This is a genomic window from Streptomyces lydicus, from assembly GCF_001729485.1.
Taxonomy (GTDB): domain Bacteria; phylum Actinomycetota; class Actinomycetes; order Streptomycetales; family Streptomycetaceae; genus Streptomyces; species Streptomyces lydicus_D.
The window spans coordinates 6,290,553-6,307,508 of sequence record NZ_CP017157.1; the positions used below are offsets into that span (position 1 = coordinate 6,290,553).

The following is a 16,956-nucleotide window of genomic DNA, read 5'->3' on the forward strand; positions in this document are numbered from 1 at the left end:
GTACGGTGGCCGCGCCGCGCGGCTGATACCGGACCGTCCGGAGGCGGTGGCAACGGCGCCACCGCCTCCGTCACTTGACGCGAGCGGCCGCAGTGGGTTGCATACGCTGTGTGATCACGCACCGGGCTCCAACTGCCAGTTTCCGCACGTCCCGTACGTACCAGCGGCCCCAGGGAGCGGCGCCGTGGACCCGGTGATCGTGGTCGGGGCCGGCCCGGTCGGCCTCTCGCTCGCCCTTGCCCTCGCCCGGCTCGGCGTCCCCTCCGTCGTCCTCGACGAGACCCCCGGCCAGGAGGAGACCCGCCCCGCCCGCACCGCCGTGCTCCGCCCGGACACCGCCGCCTTCGTCGGCCGGCTCGGCTGCGCCGACGCCCTGGAGAGCGCCGGCACCCGCTGGGCGGCCTGGCGTATCATGCGCCGCCGGCGCCTGGTCGAGCGCGTCGCCTTCGCCCCGCGCACCCCGGACGACGTGGCCGGCCCCGCCCCCGCCTCCCCGGTCCACCTCCCCCAGCACGCGCTCACCCGCGCCCTGCGCGCCGCGCTGGCCCGCGAGAAGCTCGCCGAGGTCGTCACCGGCAGCCGGCTCTCCGACCTCGAACAGGACGAGCACGGCATCAGCGCCCACACCCGCGGCCCCAACGGGACGTGGTGGCGCGGGAGTTACCTCATCGGCTGCGACGGCCCCCGGTCGACCGTCCGCAAGCTGCTGGACATCCGCTTCCCGGGCCGGACGGCGGTCGAACGGCACGCGGTCGCCGCGCTGCGCTGCGAACTCCCCTGGCCCGGAGAGGCATTGCTGCACCGTTCGCCGCCGCGGCAGGGGGGCGGGCCGGGCAGTGAGGTCTCCGCCCGGCCGCTGGCCGACGGCGTCTGGCGGCTGGACTGGCTGCTGCCACCCGGGCGCGAACTGGTCACACCGGACGCGCTGGTGGCCCGGATCCGCGACTCCCTGGCGGGCTGGAGCGGCGAGGCCCCGGCCGAACCCGGCACGGGGCCGGGCCCGGACGGGGACGGCAACCGGCGGCACGGCCCGGGCCGGCTGGTCCCCCCGTACGAGCTCCTCGACACCGGGGTGCACACCGTCCACCACCGGCTCGCCCGCCGCTGGCGGCAGGGCCGCGCCTTCCTCGCCGGGGACGCCGCGCATCTGCTGGGCGCACTCGGCACCCAAGGGCTGGACGAGGGGCTGCGGGACGCCGAGAACCTCGCCTGGAAGCTCGGGCTGGCCTGGCACCACGGCGCCTCGGAACTGCTGCTCGACAGCTACCAGGCCGAACGCCGGGGCGCCGTCGCGGCCCGGCTGCGCGCGGCCGACCAGGCACTGCCGCTGCTGCGGGACGGCCGTTCGGTCCGCTGGCGCACCGTGCTCCCCGGTGCCGCGCGCGGCCGCAGCACCCTGCTGACCGACGGCCACCTGGGCCGCGGACCGCTGGGCGCGCCCCCGGTGTACGCCCGCACGCCGCTGGCGCCGCCCGCCGGACCGGCGGACGGCCCGCTCGTCGAGACGGTGCCGGGGGCACCGGTCGTGGATGTGGCGGTGACCGCGTCCGACGGCTCGGTGGTCCGGCTGCACGACCGTCTCGGGCAGGGCCTGCTGGTGATCCTGGTGGCCCCCGGCACCACCGTCTGGGACCGCCGGCACTGGCAGTCGGCGGGCCTGATGCCCCGCCTGACCAGCGCGGTCGCCGCACTGCCGATGTCGGCCGAGCTGCTGGTCACCGAGTCGTACCCGGGCGCGGCCGCGCACACCGTCCTGCTCGTACGCCCCGACGGTCATCTGGTCACGGCGCTGGCCGGCGTCCGCCCGGAGGAGATGACGGCGTGCGCGGAGGCGGTACGGGGCGGCACCCACGGCCGGGGAGCGGGCGCGGCCCGCCGGGCCGGCTCCGAGGGGGCTCCGGTACCACCCGCCGGCGGGCCCGCGGGACGGAGTACGTCCGGTGCCTCCGGTGCGGCGCCGGAGGCCGGTGCGCCGGAGGCATCCGAGGCGTCCGGTGGACCGGGGCGCGGCGGATCCGGCGAGGGAACGCCGGGGTCACACGGAGCGACGGACGGGGGCGGAGCCACGGGAGCGGGCGGAGCAGCGGGCGCGATCGGGGCGGCGGAAGGACGTGACGGAGGGGCAGAGGGCGGCGGGACGGAGGGCTCGGCCGGGGCGGCGGGGGCGCCTTCCCCGGTTGACCCTGTGGGAACGTCCATGCTTCACTCCGAGAGTGACTGATCACAGCTCGCGGTTCTGGCGGAGGGTCCATCTGGACCTGGTCCGCTATGCGGGCTGCATGTGTCGTCCGTTCTGTTGATCCGCATCTTCTTCCCCGCGCGGCCGCCTGCCCCTGTCCGGCAGCCGCGCCTCTTCGCGATCACTCAGGACGGTTTTCGTGCCAGACGTACGTACCTCCGCGCGCCCGCAGGCCACCGGCACTGACGGCGGGCCCAGCGCCTCCGATCTCCTCGACTTCGCCCGCCGCACCGCCGCGGACGCGGCGCTCATCGCCTCCCTCCCGCTCGACCCCGAAGGCCGCACCTGGATCCGGCTGAACGGCCCGGGCGGCAGCGAGGCATGGCTGATCGGCTGGCCGCCCGGCACCGGCACCGGCTGGCACGACCACGGGGGCTCGCGTGGTGCCTTCGCGGCGGCCAGCGGCGAGCTGACGGAACAGTCGCTCGCCGTCCAACTGCCCACCGAGGGCTGGAAAACGCTGGAACTCGCCGACGACGTGGACCGGCGGCGCAAGCTCAGCGACGGTCACGGCCGGGCGTTCGGCCCGCACCACGTCCATGAGGTGCTGAACACCTCCCAGGACACCCATGCGGTCTCGGTGCATGCCTACTATCCGCCCCTTCCGCTCATGCGCCGCTACAGCCGCACCGGCCCACTGCTGCGTCTCGAAGAGGTCGAGCGTCCGGAGGAGTGGACGTGAGCGCCGTCGACGAACTGCTCGCCCGGGCCCGGCAGGAGCTGGGACCCCGGGTGAACCCCCAGGAGGCCGCCGCCGTACAGGAGGCCGGCGGTCTGCTGGTCGACATCCGGTACGCGCAGCTGCGCGAGCGCGACGGCACCATCCCCGGCGCCCTGATCGTGGAACGCAACGAACTCGAATGGCGCCTCGACCCCACGGGCGAACACCGCGCCCCCGAGGCGACCCATCACGATCTGCCGGTGGTCGTCGTCTGCAACGAGGGCTACGCCTCCACCCTCGCCGCCCTCTCCCTCCGCCAACTGGGCCTCCACCGGGCAACCGACCTCACCGGCGGCTTCCAGGCATGGCGAGCAGCGGGGCTCCCCGTACGCACCTGACCTCCGCCGGTTGGGCGCACCGACGGCCGGTCAGTCGTCCGGCAGAGGGTGGTCCAGCAGCTCCGGGTCCTCGCCTTCCTCCGCCAGTGCCTGTTTGACGACCCGGAGGGCCAGGCCCTCCGGATAGCCCTTGCGGGCCAGCATCCCGGCCAGGCGGCGGAGGCGTTTTTCGCGGTCCAGCCCTCTCGTGGCGCGCAGCTTGCGGTCGACCAACTCGCGGGCGGTGGACTCCTCCTGCTCGGAATCGAGGCGGCTGACCGCCACGTCGATCAGGGCGGAGTCCACCCCCTTGGTGCGCAGTTCCCGCGCCAGGGCCCGCCGGGCGAGGCCGCGCCCGTGGTGGCGGGACTCCACCCAGGCGTCGGCGAAGGCCGCGTCGTCGATCAGTCCGACGTCCTCGAAGCGGGACAGCACGTCCTGTGCGGCCTCGTCGGGAATGCCCCGCAGGCGCAGGGCGTCCTCGAGTTGCTTGCGCGTACGCGGATTCCCGGTGAGCAGGCGCAGGCAGATGGCCCGCGCCTGCTCCTCGGGCGTACGCGGTGATCCCGACTCGGCCCTCGACGAGGAGGGACCACCGCTGTCCTCCGGGCCGCCCCGGCGGCCCGCACGGCCCCCGCGGCCCCTACGGGTCTCGGCGTCACCGGCAGCGCGACCGAGCTCGCCCTCGCTGTCCGGCCATTCCGTTCGCCGTGTCATGGCGGGCTAGCTCTTGGCCGCGGCGGCCTTGGAAGCCTTGGCGCCCTTGGCCGCCGGTGCCGGAGCCGCGGCCGCGGTGGCCGGGTCGGCTGCGGCGCCCGCGGCGTCTGCGCCGGGCTCCGCGTCGGCGTCCTGCGGCTTCACGCCGATGCCGAGCTTCTCCTTGATCTTCTTCTCGATCTCGTTGGCGAGATCCGGGTTGTCCTTGAGGAAGTTGCGGGCGTTCTCCTTGCCCTGGCCCAGCTGGTCGCCCTCGTACGTGTACCAAGCGCCGGACTTGCGGATGAAGCCGTGCTCCACGCCCATGTCGATCAGGCCGCCCTCACGGCTGATGCCCTGGCCGTAGAGGATGTCGAACTCGGCCTGCTTGAACGGCGGGGAGACCTTGTTCTTGACGACCTTCACACGGGTGCGGTTACCGACCGCGTCCGTGCCGTCCTTGAGGGTTTCGATGCGGCGGATGTCGAGACGCACCGAGGCGTAGAACTTCAGCGCGCGGCCACCGGTCGTGGTCTCCGGCGAGCCGAACATCACGCCGATCTTCTCGCGGAGCTGGTTGATGAAGATCGCGGTGGTCTTGGACTGGTTGAGCGCGCTGGTGATCTTACGGAGCGCCTGGCTCATCAGTCGGGCCTGGAGGCCGACGTGCGAGTCGCCCATCTCACCCTCGATCTCGGCCCGCGGCACCAGCGCGGCGACGGAGTCGATCACGATGAGGTCGAGTGCACCGGAGCGGACCAGCATGTCCACGATTTCCAGCGCCTGCTCGCCGTTGTCCGGCTGGGACAGGATCAGGGAGTCGGTGTCCACACCGAGCTTCTTGGCGTACTCCGGGTCGAGGGCGTGCTCCGCGTCGATGAACGCGACCGAGCCGCCGGCCTTCTGCGCGTTCGCGACGGCGTGCAGGGTCAGGGTCGTCTTACCGGAGGATTCCGGGCCGTAGACCTCGATGACGCGGCCGCGGGGGAGGCCGCCGACGCCGAGGGCCACGTCGAGCGCGGTGGATCCGGTGGGGATGACCTCGATGGGCTCCTTCGACCTCTCCCCCATGCGCATCACGGCGCCCTTGCCGAATTGCCGTTCAATCTGTGCGAGCGCGGCGTCCAGCGCCTTCTCGCGGTCAGTGCCTGCCATGGGTTCCACCCGATTTGCTTGAGTCGATCGCTTCACGTCCATGACGCTAACGCCTGCCACTGACAATGCGCCCGGACCCGGCTCCGGCCTGTGGATAACTTCGAGAAAACCCCGAGAACACAGGCCGGATCTCCCATGAGAATGGATGTTCGATTTTGCTGTCAAGCGACCCGCCCGCCCGTGTCCGGCGGCGGCGCGGCGCGGGCGAGCGGGCTCCGGAGCACTTCACCGGACCGACCCGCCGGCCGAGGATTCAGCGGTCGCCCTCGCGGCCCTCGCCACCGCCGTCCGCGCCCGCGGCGACGTCCGCGCTCCCGGCGGCGTCCGGCGTGCGGTCCTGCAGCGGGGCGGCCGGCGGTTCGGTGCGCAGGGCCCGGCGGGCGCGGTTCAGGAGACCGGCGACGCGCCGGCGGCCCCGGCCGTTGACCCGCAGGTCGCCGGGGACCTCGTAGCGCTTGACGTACGCGCCGAGGAACGCCTGCAGCGTCGCCGTGGCCGGGATGGCGATGAGTGCGCCCACCGCCCCCATCAGGGCCGTGCCCGCGACGACCGACCCGAAGGCGACGGCGGGGTGGATGTCCACCGTCTTGGCGGTGATCCGCGGCTGCAGCAGGTAGTTCTCGAACTGCTGGTAGATCACGACGAAGGCGAAGACCCACAGCGCGTGCCACGGGTCGACGGTGAACGCGATCAGGATGGGCAGGGCGCCCGCCAGATAGGTGCCGATGGTCGGGATGAACTGGGAGACCAGGCCGACCCACATGCCCAGCGCGGGCGCGTACGGGACACCCATCAGCTCCAGCAGGATGTAGTGGGCGAGGCCGGAGATCAGCGCCATCAGACCGCGGGAGTAGAGGTAGCCGCCCGTTTTGGCGACCGCGATCTCCCAGGCGCGCAGCACCTCGGCCTGGCGGTGCGGCGGCAGGACGGAGCACAGCGCGCGCCGCAGCCGGGGGCCGTCGGCGGCGAAGTAGAACGAGAACAGCGCCACGGTCAGAAGGTTGAACAGGCTGCCCAGCACCGTCGCGGAGACGGCCAGCACGTTGTTGGCGCTGTCCTGCACATACTTCTGCAGCCAGTCGGAGCGGAGCAGGTTGTTCTGCACCTCCACCCGGGAGAGGTGGGTGTGCAGCGTGCTGTTGATCCAGCTGATGACGGAGTCGAGATACTGCGGGAACTCCTCGACCATCGTGGCGATCTGCCCGGCGAGCATGGAGCCCAGCAGGGCGAAGAAGCCCGCCGCGGCGACGAGGATGCCCAGGAAGACCAGGCCCGTGGCCAGCCCGCGCCGCATGCCGCGGGCCGCCATCCAGTCGACGGCCGGCTCGACGGCCAGCGCCAGGAAGAAGGCGATCAGGACGTTCAGCAGCAGGGTGATCAGCTGGTGGAATCCCCAGATGGCGAGCTGGTAGCAGCCCACCAGGGAGAGCGCGAGCACCATGGCGCGCGGCAGCCAGCGCGGCATCCGCTCGTCGGACCGGCGCTCCGGCCGGTCCGCGAGCCGCTCATCGGGCCGCGGGACGTCGTTGCTGGTGATCTCATCAGAAACGGGCACGCTGCCCAGTGTCGCGCACCGCGCCGACAGTCCCGGTCACGGGCCGTGCGCCCCCGCCTCCCGGACGGGCCGCCGGTCCGCTCGCGGATGATCTTCCCCGTCCGACCGCCCCGGTGCCCGGGCCGTCCCGCTCAGCGCTTGTCGGAGGGCACGTTCATCACCGAGCAGACCACCCGCCACACCTCTTTGGCGCCCCAGCCCGCGTCCAGCGCCTCGTTGACGGTCCGGCCGCCGAGCTCGGACATCACATGATCGCGCGCGAAGGAGTCGGCGTAGGCCGCACCGAAGTGATCCGCCATCCGCTCCCAGAAGACCGTCAACCGCATGCCTCCAGTATCCCGCCCTGGGAGGGCAGCGGGGCACGAGCCGGTGTCCCCGGGAGATTTCGGCCCTACGGTCGGGCCATGGCCGAAAACCCAAGCCCCTCTTCGACCCCTCTGGCGCGCGCCGAGCGCTTCGTCTGGCTGACCGCCAGGGTGCTCGAGCAGCGGCTCTTCGAGTACCACTTCCTCGGCGGCGGGGCGGACCCGGTCGAGACCGCGCTGAGCGCGTACCGCAACGACGACGACGGCTACGGCCACGCCCTGGAGCCCGATCTGCGCGGCCCGGTCAGCCAGCCGCTGCACACCGCGCACGCCCTGAAGGTCCTCGATCTGATCGGGCGCTGCGACGGCCGCCAGGTGGAGCGCATCTGCCGCTATCTGACGAAGATCTCGACCCCGGAGGGCGCGCTGCCGGCGCTGCACCCCTCCTTGCGCGGCTATCCGGCCGCGCCGTGGATCCCGGTGGTCGACAATCCGCCCAGCGCGCTGCTGGCCACCGGCCCGGTGGTGGGACTGCTGCACCGCAACGAGGTCTGGCACGCCTGGCTGTTCCGCGCCACGGACTACTGCTGGGCGACCGTGGAGTCCCTGAAGGAGACCCACCCGTACGAGGTCGAGGCGGCGGTGGCCTTCCTGGACGGCGCCCCGGACCGGCCGCGGGCCGCCGCGGCGGCCGAGCGGCTGGGCCGGCTCGTACGGGAGCAGGGGCTGGTCCTGCTCGACCCGGACCGCGCCGACGACGTCCCGGTGGCGCAGGGGTACGCCCCCGGGGAGCACCACCTGGCGTACGACTTCGCGCCCGCACCCGGTTCGCTGGCCCGCGGCTGGTTCACCGACGAGGAGATGGCCCGGGCGCTGGACCACCTGTCGGCGCTCCAGGAGGCGGACGGCGGGTGGCCGATCAACTGGCGCGCGTGGGCACCGGGGACGGCACTGGAGAGCCGCCCGATGGTGACGCTCAGGGCGCTGCTCACCCTACGGGCGTACGGGCGGGCGCTCGACTGACCACCGGGCCGGCTCGGGTGCGGTCACCCGCCCAGTGCCCGCACCCCCGCGGTGACGACCACCGCGACCCCGACGACGAGCAGGAACGGTGCGCGCAGCACGAGCGCCACGGCCGCGGCGGCGACCCCGGCGGCCTTGGCGTCGAGCACCAGGGACCCGCCGTCGCTGAAGGTCTGCTGGGCGGTGAGGGCGGCGAGCAGGGCCACCGGGAGGAGCGCCGCCAGCCGCTTGACGAGCGGGCGCTCCAGTACGCCGGCGGGGGCCGACAGGCCCAGGTACTTGACCAGGTAGCAGCCGACGGCGGTGACGACGATCGCGATCCAGACGTTCATGAGCGGTCCTCCCCGGTGGCGGTGCGGTTCTCCGTGACCCGTTCGCGGCGTCCCTGCACGACGAGGACGGCGGGCGCGGCGAGTGCCGAGACCAGCACGGGTACGCCGGTGGGCAGCAGCGGCAGCGTCACCATGACCAGGACCACGGCCAGACCCGCCGCCACGCGCTCGACGGTGGTCCGCAGCATCGGCGCGAGCAGCGCCAGGAAGACCGCGGGGCTGGCGGCGTCCAGGCCCCAGGCCCGGGTGTCGCCGAGGGCCTCGGCACCGAGGGCGCCGACGAATGTGGTGAGGTTCCACAGGACGTAGAGGGTCAGCCCGGTGACGGTGAAGCCCAGCCGGGCGCTGCGGCGGTCGGGCTGGGCCAGGGTGACGGCGGTGGTTTCGTCGATGACCCAGTGGGCCGCCAGGGGCTTGAGCGCGGCCCGGTAGCCGAGGACGGCGGAGAGCCGCAGCCCGTAGAACGCGTTGCGGGCTCCCAGGAAGAAGGCCCCGGCCGCGGCAGTCAGCGGGTTGCCGCCGGCCGCGAGGGCGCCCACCAGGGCGAACTGCGAGGCCCCGGTGAACACCAGCAGGCTGAGGGCGCAGGTCTGCAGGAGGCTGAGGCCGGCGCCGGCCGAGGTCACGCCGAAGGCGAAGCCGGAGAGGCCGACGGCGACGCCGACGCCGAGGGCGTCCCTGATCACGGCGGAGTCGGGCTTCGCGGGGGCGGCCGGCTGCGGTGGCACGGGCCGCTCCGTGCTGCGTATCTCTGTCTGTTCTGACACGCCTCGGACCATAGGAGCGCGGGCCCGTCATGGTCTTGTACGTTCTTGCGCCACCGCGCCACCGGGCCGGCGTATCGGCACGCGCCCGCTGCGCCCGCGCCACCGCGCACCCTCCTATGCCGAACGCTCCCTCCGATAGGCGCCCGGCGGTACGCCCACGATCCGGGTGAAGTGGCGGTTCAGGTGGGGCTGGTCGCTGAAACCCACCGCCAGCGCGGTGTCGACGGGGGAGGTGCCGGCCTCCAGGAGCCCGCGGGCCCGGCGTACCCGGGCGTCGGTCAGCCAGGTGTGCGGGGGCATCCCGTAGGCGGCCTTGAAGGCCCGCAGCAGCGCGAAGGGGCTGGTGCCCAGCTCCTGGGCCAGCGCTTCCAGGGACGGCGGGGCGGCCATCCGCTCCTCCAGGACGGCCCGGGCGCGGGCGGCGGTCCGTGCGCCGGCGCTGCGGGGCGTACGCGACGGGAGCGGGCCTCCGTAGTGGCGCAGCAGCCGGGCGACGGTGATCCGCAGCAGGCTGTCGGCGGCGAGGGCGTTACCGGATTCGGCGGCTCGGTGGACCTCGGTGATCATGCGGGCGAGCTGGGGGTTCTCGGCGACGGTCTCGGTGAAGCCCGCGGTGCCGCGCAATGCCGTGGTCTCCTCGGCGATCTCCGTGACGACCTCGGACGACGGGTAGAGGGTGGCGTACGCCCAGCCCTCGGGGGCGCCGGCCCGCGCGGTGTGCGCGACCTCCGGGTTGATCATGATGATGCCGCCGTGGCCGGCCCGGACGGTGCCCTTCTGGAGGCCCACCTCCTCGATGCCGGAGGTGACCGCGCAGACGACGTAGCCGTCGTGGGCGTGGCGGGGGAAGGAGTGCCGCACGTAGCGGGCGCGCAGCAGGTCGAGTCCGGGCAGCCCGGCGTACCGCCAGTGCCGCGCCCACTCTCCGCGCGCCCGCGGGGTGGCGTCCGCCGCCGGGGCGGGCAGGGCCTCGGCGGCCGTCCCGCCCCCGTCGGCCGTTCCCCTTCCCGTGCCCGTGCTCATGGCCCATTCTGCGCCCGCCCCGGGCCCCGCGACCTGCGCGTCCGGGGTGTGGACGGCCCGCCCGGGCCCGGCCGGCGGCGTGCGCGCGGCCGCGTTGTCAGTGGTCCGGTGCACGATGGAGGACATGGCCAAGGCAGCGCTCGATTCGTTCTCCCCCGCGACCCGCGGATGGTTCGCCGGGGCGTTCAGCGCGCCCACCGCGGCGCAGGAGGGCGCCTGGCAGGCGATCGGGGCGGGTTCGGACGTCCTGGTGGTGGCGCCGACGGGCTCCGGGAAGACCCTCGCCGCGTTCCTCGCGTCGCTGGACGCGCTGGCGAGCACCCCGCCGCCGGCGGACCCGAAGAAGCGCTGCCGGGTGCTGTACGTCTCGCCGCTGAAGGCGCTGGCCGTCGATGTGGAGCGCAATCTGCGCAGCCCGCTGACGGGCATCCGCCAGGAGTCGGTCCGTCGCGGGCTGCCGGAGCCGGAGATCACGGTCGGCATCCGTTCCGGCGACACCCCGCCCGCCGAGCGGCGGGCGATCGCCAATCGCCCGCCGGACATCCTCATCACGACCCCCGAGTCGCTGTTCCTGATGCTGACGTCCTCGGCCCGGGAGGCGCTGGCCGGTGTCGAGACGGTGATCCTGGACGAGGTCCATGCCGTCGCCGGCACGAAGCGCGGCGCGCATCTGGCGCTGTCCCTGGAGCGGTTGGACGAGCTGCTGGAACGTCCGGCGCGCCGGATCGGGCTGTCGGCGACGGTGCGCCCGGTGGAGGAGGTGGCCCGCTATCTGTCGCCGCGGCGTCGGGTGGAGATCGTGCAGCCGCCGTCGGGGAAGCGCTTCGACCTCTCGGTGGTCGTCCCGGTGGAGGACATGGGCGAGTTGGGCGGCGCACCGGCCCAGGAGGGCGAGAGCGGCGAGAAGCCGTCCATCTGGCCACAGGTCGAGGAGCGGATCGCCGATCTCGTCCAGGCCCATCGCTCCACGATCGTCTTCGCCAACTCCCGCCGGCTGGCGGAGCGGCTGTGCAACCGCCTCAACGAAATCGCCTACGAGCGGGCCACGGGCGAGGCCCTGCCCGAGCACCACTCCCCCGCGGAGCTGATGGCCGAGGCCGGTGCCGCCAAGGGGGCGCCGCCGCTGCTGGCCCGTGCGCACCACGGCTCGGTGTCCAAGGAGCAGCGCGCCCAGGTCGAGGAGGACCTGAAGGCGGGCCGGCTGCCGGCGGTGGTCGCCACGTCCAGCCTGGAGCTGGGCATCGACATGGGCGCGGTGGATCTGGTCGTCCAGGTGGAGTCGCCCCCGTCGGTCGCCTCCGGTCTGCAACGGGTCGGCCGGGCCGGGCACCAGGTCGGCGCGGTCTCGACGGGCATCGTCTTCCCCAAGTACCGCGGGGATCTGGTGCAGGCGGCCGTGGTCACCGAGCGGATGCGCTCGGGCGCCATCGAGGCGCTGCGGGTGCCTGCCAATCCGCTGGACGTCCTCGCCCAGCAGCTCGTCGCCATGGCCGCGATGGACACCTGGGACGTGGAGGAGCTGCTGACCGTCGTACGGCGGGCCGCCCCGTTCGCCGCGCTCCCCGAGTCGGCGTACACGGCCGTGCTGGACATGCTCGCCGGCCGCTACCCGTCGGACGCCTTCGCCGAGCTGCGCCCGCGCCTGGTGTGGGACCGCGTCGCACAGACCGTCACCGGCCGTCCCGGGGCTCAGCGGCTGGCCGTCACCTCCGGCGGCACGATCCCCGACCGCGGCCTGTTCGGGGTGTTCCTGGCGGGCGGCGACGGCAAGGGCGGCGGCCGCCGGGTGGGCGAGCTCGACGAGGAGATGGTCTACGAGTCCCGCGTCGGCGATGTCTTCACGCTCGGCACGACGTCCTGGCGCATCGAGGACATCACCCGGGACCGGGTCCTGGTCACGCCCGCCCCCGGGGTGCCGGGCCGGCTGCCCTTCTGGAAGGGCGACCAGCTCGGCCGCCCCCTCGAACTGGGCCGTGCGCTGGGCGCGTTCCTCCGCGAGATCGGCTCGCTGGCCCCCGAGGACGCCGGCGCCCGGCTGGCCGCCGCCGGGCTGGACGACTGGGCGGTCTCCAACGTCCTGAGCTACCTCGCCGAGCAGAGGCAGTCCTGCGGCCACGTCCCCGACGACCGCACGATCGTCGTCGAGCGGTTCCGCGACGAGCTGGGCGACTGGCGGGTGGTCATCCACTCCCCCTTCGGGGCACAGGTCCACGCCCCCTGGGCCCTGGCCCTCGGCGCCCGTCTCGCCGAGCGCTACGGCATGGACGCCCAGGTGATGCACGCCGACGACGGCATCGTGCTGCGGCTGCCGGACGCCGACCTCATGGGGCTCGATCTGCTGGACGGGGACGGCGGGTTCGATCCGTCCACCGACCCGGGTCTCGCCGCCCGCGGCACGGAGTACGACCCCGAGCAGTCCCCCGTGGGGGCCGCCGATGTGGCCTTCGACCAGGGTGAGATCGACCAGGTCGTCACGGACCAGGTGGGCGGGTCCGCGCTGTTCGCCTCCCGGTTCCGGGAGTGCGCGGCGCGCGCCCTGCTGCTGCCGCGGCGCAACCCCGGCAAGCGCACCCCGCTGTGGCAGCAGCGCCAGCGCGCCGCCCAGCTCCTCCAGGTGGCCAGTGAGTTCGGCTCCTTCCCGATCGTGCTGGAGGCCGTCCGCGAGTGCCTGCAGGACGTCTTCGACGTACCGGGCCTGACGGAGCTGATGGGCGACATCGAGGCACGCCGGGTGCGCCTGGTGGAGGTCACCACCCCCGAACCGTCGCCGTTCGCGCGCTCGCTGCTGTTCGGCTACGTCGCCCAGTTCCTCTACGAGGGCGACTCCCCGCTCGCCGAGCGCCGCGCGGCCGCGCTGTCCCTGGATTCCCGGCTGCTGGCCGAGCTGCTGGGCCAGGCGGAGCTGCGCGAGCTGCTGGACGCCGAGGTGCTCACGGAGCTGGAGCGCGAGCTCCAGTGGCGCACGGACGACCGGCGGGTCAAGGACGTCGAGGGCGTCGCGGACGTCCTGCGGCTGCTGGGCCCGCTGACCGACGCCGAGCTGGTCGAGCGCGGCGCGGATCCGGCCTGGGCCGGGGAGCTGGCCGCCGCCCGCCGCGCCATTTCGGTGCGGATCGCCGGCGCCGAGCACTGGGCCGCAATCGAGGACGCCGGCCGGCTCCGCGACGCCCTGGGCACGGCGCTGCCGGTCGGCGTCCCGGAGTCGTTCACGGAGCCGGTCAAGGACCCGCTGGGCGATCTGCTGTCCCGGTATGCCCGTACGCACGGTCCGTTCACCTCCGAGCAGGCGGCCGCCCGCTTCGGCCTCGGCACGGCCGTCACCGACGGCGCGCTGCACCACCTCGCGGCCGCCGGCCGGGTCGTCCAGGGCGAGTTCCACCCCGCGGGCATCGGCCAGGAGTGGTGCGACGCCCAGGTGCTGCGCAGGCTGCGGCGGCGTTCGCTGGCCGCGCTGCGCGAGGAGCTGGAGCCGGTGCCGCCGGCCTCGCTCGCCGCCTTCCTCCCCCAGTGGCAGCATGTCGGCCCGCCGCGTCCGGCCACCGTGAGCGGGACACCGGCGCCGCTCGCCGGCGCCTCGCACAGCCTGCGCGGTATCGACGGACTGGTGCGCGCCATCGAGCAGTTGCAGGGCGCGCCGGTGCCGGCCTCCGCGCTGGAGAAGCTGGTGCTGCCGTCCCGCGTCGGCGGCTACACCCCCGCCCTGCTGGACGAACTGACCGCCACCGGGGAGGTGTTGTGGGCCGGCGCGGGCGCCCTCCCCGGCAAGGACGGCTGGCTCTCCCTGCATCTCGCCGACGCCGCCCCGCTGCTGCTCCCCCCACCGCTCCCGCTGGAACTGTCCGCGGTGCACGAGTCGCTGCTGGCCGCGCTCTCCCCCGGGTACGGCCTGTTCTTCCGCCAGCTCGCCGACCAGGTCCGCGCCACCACCCACCCCGAGGCCACCGACGTCCAACTGGCCGACGCGCTGTGGGACCTGGCCTGGTCGGGGCGGCTGACCAACGACACCCTCGCCCCGCTGCGCGCCCTCCTCGGCTCGGGCCGTACGGCGGGCTCGACCGCGCATCGCGCCCGGCGTGCGGTCCCGCGCGGCAGATGGGCGCACGGGGGAGGCGCGCTGACCGCGGGGCGCGTCGGCCGCCCGACCGCCTCCCGCTCCGGCCCGCCGACCGTCGGGGGCCGCTGGTCGCTGCTGCCGCACCCCGAGACCGACGCCACGCACCGCGCCCATGCCCTGGCCCGCGCGCTCCTCGACCGGCACGGCATCGTCACCCGCGGCGCGGTGTCCGCCGAGGGGGTCGAGGGCGGGTTCTCCGCCGCGTACCGGGTGCTCGCGGCGTTCGAGGAGTCCGGGCAGGCCCGCCGCGGCTACGTCGTCGAGGGGCTGGGCGCCGCCCAGTTCGCCATGGACGGTGCGGTGGACCGGCTGCGTGCGGTCAGCACCCAACGGGAGCGCACCGCGGGCGACACCCTGCCGGACGGCGACCCGGGGCAGGCGCGGCGCGGCGGTCCGCAGCGCGCGGTCGTGCTGGCCGCCGCCGACCCGGCCAACGCCTACGGTGCCGCCCTCTCCTGGCCCGACCCGCCCGAGGGCTCGACCCACAAGCCGGGCCGCAAGGCCGGCTCCCTGGTCGTCCTGGTGGACGGCGAGCTGACGCTCTACATGGAGCGCGGCGGCAAGACCCTGCTCATCTGGCCCCTCGGCCATGATCAGGCGCCCACCGACCCCCGCGTCCAGCTCGCCGTCGAGGCCCTCATCGACGCCGCCCGGGCCGGCGCTCTCGGCACCGTCACCACCGAGCGCATCAACGGCACAGCGGCCCTGACGTCCCCGTTCTCCGCCACCCTGGAGTCCGCCGGCTTCCACCCGACCCCCCGTGGGCTGCGCCTGCGCGGATAACCTCGCCGGCCTCCGCGCGCCCCGGCTCCCGGCTCCCGGCTCCCGGCTCCCGGCTCCCGGCTCCCGGCTCCCGGCTCCCGGCTCCCGGCTCCCGGCTCCCGGCTCCCGGCATGATGGTGGCATGCCCGAAGGTGACACCGTCTGGCGCTTGGCCCAGCGGCTCCACGAAGCGCTGGCCGGCCGCCCGCTGACCCGCTGCGATCTGCGGGTGCCGCGGCTCGCGACCGTGGATCTCGCCGGCCGCGACGTGCTGGAGGTGCTCTCCCGGGGCAAGCACCTCCTCACCCGCTTCGAGGGCGGCCTGACCCTCCACTCCCATCTGCGGATGGACGGCGCCTGGAAGATCTACCGCCCCGACGAGCGCTGGCGCGGCGGCCCGGCCCACCAGATCAGGGCGGTCCTCGGTACCGCCGAGCACACCGCGGTCGGCTACCGCCTGCCCGTCCTCGACCTGCTGCGCACCGACGACGAGCCCCGGGTGGTCGGCCACCTCGGTCCTGACCTCCTCGGCCCGGACTGGGACCCCGAGGAGGCGCTGCGCCGGCTGCGCGCCGACCCCGCCAGGCCGCTCGGCGAGGCCCTGCTCGACCAGCGCAATCTCGCCGGGATCGGCAACGTCTTCAAGTCCGAGTTGTGCTTCCTGCTGCGCGCCTCCCCCTGGCTCCCCCTGGGGGAGCTCCCGGAACCGGCGCGGGCGCCCGCGCTCGCCAAGAAACTGCTGGAGGCCAACAAGCGGCGTACCGCCCGTACCACCACGCCCAGCGCCCGCCCCGACCGCCGGCTGTGGGTCTACGGCCGGGCCGGCCGACCCTGCCTGCGCTGCGGTACGACGGTGTGCGCCGCCGACCAGGACCCCACGGCGGAGGAACGGGTCACCTACTGGTGCCCGGCCTGCCAGCCCGGCCGGCCCGCGCCCGGAGACCGACCGCCCACTTATTGACGGCCCGTCAGATTTCTCCCTACCCTGGCGCCATGCCGCCTGTCACGGCGTACGACCTCACGGGCCGCACCGCACTCGTCACCGGTGCGGCTGGGGGCACCTCCCACGCCCTTCAGGCAGTGGGGGAGGGATCGGCCGGGCCACCGCCGCCCTCCTCGCGGAGGCCGGCGCCACCGTCCACTGCGCCGACCTGGACGCACCGGGCGCCGAGGCGACCGCCGCGGCGCTCACCGCGTCCGGCGGCACCGCGTTCGCGCACCCCCTCGACGTCACCCGGCGCGATCGGGTCGCCGCCGTCGTCGAAACGGCCCGCCGGGACTCCGGCCGCCTCGACGTGATGGCGAACATCGCCGGGATCATGCACTCCGCCCCCGTGCTGGAGACCGAGGACGCGGACCTGGACCGGGTCTGGGACACCAACTTCAAGGGTGTGCTGTACGGCTGCCAGGAGGCCGCCCGCGCCATGATCGCCGGCGGGCGCGGTGGTTCCATCGTGACCATGGCCTCCGGCGCGATCGACACCGGCGCCCCCGGCCTGCTCTGCTACGGCGTCGCCAAGGCCGCCGTCGTCCAGCTCACCCGAACCCTGGCGACGGAGGTCGGGCGGTACGGCATCCGCGTCAACGCCGTCGCCCCGGGCTGGGTGCGTACGGCGATGACCGAGCGGCACTCCGCCGAGGCGCGGCAGCAGGCGGAGCGGCCGATGATCCGGATGTCACCGCTGGGGCGGGTGGGAGAGCCGGAGGACATCGCACACGCCGTGCTCCACCTGGCCTCGGACGCCTCGTCGTTCACGACGGGCCAGATCCTGCGCCCGAACGGCGGCGTCGCCATGCCCTGGTGAGCGCCCCGCGGACCGCCCGCACTCCCCGCACCCCCCGGACGACCACGCGCCGCCAGACGCCGTCGCCCCGCCCCGTGCACGGTACGCAGTGCACCGGCAGCAGGCTGAGCCCCCAGCCGCCCACCACCACGGCCCCCTCGAC

The 16,956-nt window shown here is 74.4% G+C and carries 14 protein-coding genes and 1 pseudogene; 8 read left to right on the plus strand and 7 right to left on the minus strand.

All coding sequences use genetic code 11. The features are described from left to right. Window positions 1-184: 184 nt before the first annotated feature. The 4 genes from SL103_RS27245 (at window position 185) to SL103_RS27255 (ending at window position 3,298) form a co-directional block, all read left to right on the plus strand. Window positions 185-2,221: an FAD-dependent monooxygenase gene (locus tag SL103_RS27245; RefSeq protein WP_079146009.1), complete on the plus strand. Its 2,037-nt coding sequence runs from the start codon at window positions 185-187 to the stop codon at window positions 2,219-2,221. Further along, window positions 2,214-2,300, plus strand: a complete 87-nt coding sequence (locus tag SL103_RS39455) for a putative leader peptide (RefSeq protein ID WP_310719366.1) — start codon at window positions 2,214-2,216, stop codon at window positions 2,298-2,300. Before SL103_RS27245 ends, SL103_RS39455 begins: the two co-directional genes overlap by 8 nt. A 78-nt stretch (window positions 2,301-2,378) precedes the next feature. After that, entirely contained in the window at window positions 2,379-2,921 is a 543-nt protein-coding gene (locus SL103_RS27250; RefSeq protein ID WP_069571578.1) for a cysteine dioxygenase, read from the plus strand. Next, window positions 2,918-3,298, plus strand: coding sequence for a rhodanese-like domain-containing protein (locus SL103_RS27255; RefSeq protein ID WP_069571579.1), 381 nt, complete (start codon window positions 2,918-2,920; stop codon window positions 3,296-3,298). Before SL103_RS27250 ends, SL103_RS27255 begins: the two co-directional genes overlap by 4 nt. Window positions 3,299-3,328: 30 nt before the next feature. On the opposite strand, the gene recX is transcribed toward SL103_RS27255, so the two are convergent. From recX to SL103_RS27275, 4 genes are all read right to left on the minus strand, one after another. Continuing rightward, window positions 3,329-3,994, minus strand: coding sequence for a recombination regulator RecX (gene recX / locus SL103_RS27260; RefSeq protein ID WP_069571580.1), 666 nt, complete (start codon window positions 3,992-3,994; stop codon window positions 3,329-3,331). 6 nt (window positions 3,995-4,000) lie between these two features. After that, window positions 4,001-5,128 (minus strand): recombinase RecA, encoded by a 1,128-nt coding sequence (gene recA, locus SL103_RS27265; RefSeq protein ID WP_069571581.1) that lies wholly within the window; start codon window positions 5,126-5,128, stop codon window positions 4,001-4,003. Window positions 5,129-5,381: 253 nt separating this feature from the next. After that, complete coding sequence (locus SL103_RS27270; protein WP_279631190.1) at window positions 5,382-6,593, minus strand: AI-2E family transporter; 1,212 nt, start codon at window positions 6,591-6,593, stop codon at window positions 5,382-5,384. 221 nt (window positions 6,594-6,814) lie between these two features. Continuing rightward, a complete protein-coding gene (locus SL103_RS27275) occupies window positions 6,815-7,009 on the minus strand; it encodes a DUF3046 domain-containing protein (protein WP_033267401.1) in 195 nt (64 codons plus the stop codon). Window positions 7,010-7,087: 78 nt separating this feature from the next. On the opposite strand from SL103_RS27275, the gene SL103_RS27280 reads away from it, so the two are divergent. Beyond that, window positions 7,088-8,011, plus strand: a complete 924-nt coding sequence (locus tag SL103_RS27280; protein WP_069571582.1) for a hypothetical protein — start codon at window positions 7,088-7,090, stop codon at window positions 8,009-8,011. Between the two features lie 23 nt (window positions 8,012-8,034). Here SL103_RS27280 and SL103_RS27285 read toward each other — a convergent pair whose 3' ends face one another. From SL103_RS27285 to SL103_RS27295, 3 genes are all read right to left on the minus strand, one after another. Continuing rightward, the gene (locus tag SL103_RS27285) at window positions 8,035-8,343 is read right to left on the minus strand and encodes an AzlD domain-containing protein (RefSeq protein ID WP_069571583.1); all 309 of its coding nucleotides are present in this window, start codon (window positions 8,341-8,343) and stop codon (window positions 8,035-8,037) included. Beyond that, the gene (locus tag SL103_RS27290; protein ID WP_099055463.1) at window positions 8,340-9,122 is read right to left on the minus strand and encodes an AzlC family ABC transporter permease; all 783 of its coding nucleotides are present in this window, start codon (window positions 9,120-9,122) and stop codon (window positions 8,340-8,342) included. Before SL103_RS27290 ends, SL103_RS27285 begins: the two co-directional genes overlap by 4 nt. A 102-nt stretch (window positions 9,123-9,224) precedes the next feature. Next, a complete protein-coding gene (locus SL103_RS27295; protein WP_079146309.1) occupies window positions 9,225-10,133 on the minus strand; it encodes a helix-turn-helix transcriptional regulator in 909 nt (302 codons plus the stop codon). Window positions 10,134-10,257: 124 nt separating this feature from the next. On the opposite strand from SL103_RS27295, the gene SL103_RS27300 reads away from it, so the two are divergent. From SL103_RS27300 to SL103_RS27310, 3 genes and pseudogenes are all read left to right on the plus strand, one after another. Then, window positions 10,258-15,030 carry a DEAD/DEAH box helicase gene (locus SL103_RS27300; protein ID WP_069574162.1) on the plus strand — a complete coding sequence of 1,591 codons (4,773 nt, stop codon included), beginning with the start codon at window positions 10,258-10,260 and terminating at the stop codon, window positions 15,028-15,030. A 121-nt stretch (window positions 15,031-15,151) separates the two neighbouring features. Continuing rightward, window positions 15,152-15,970 (plus strand): Fpg/Nei family DNA glycosylase, encoded by an 819-nt coding sequence (locus tag SL103_RS27305; RefSeq protein WP_069571584.1) that lies wholly within the window; start codon window positions 15,152-15,154, stop codon window positions 15,968-15,970. A 32-nt stretch (window positions 15,971-16,002) separates the two neighbouring features. Next, window positions 16,003-16,814 (plus strand): annotated as a pseudogene (locus tag SL103_RS27310) (SDR family NAD(P)-dependent oxidoreductase). Window positions 16,815-16,956: the final 142 nt, after the last annotated feature.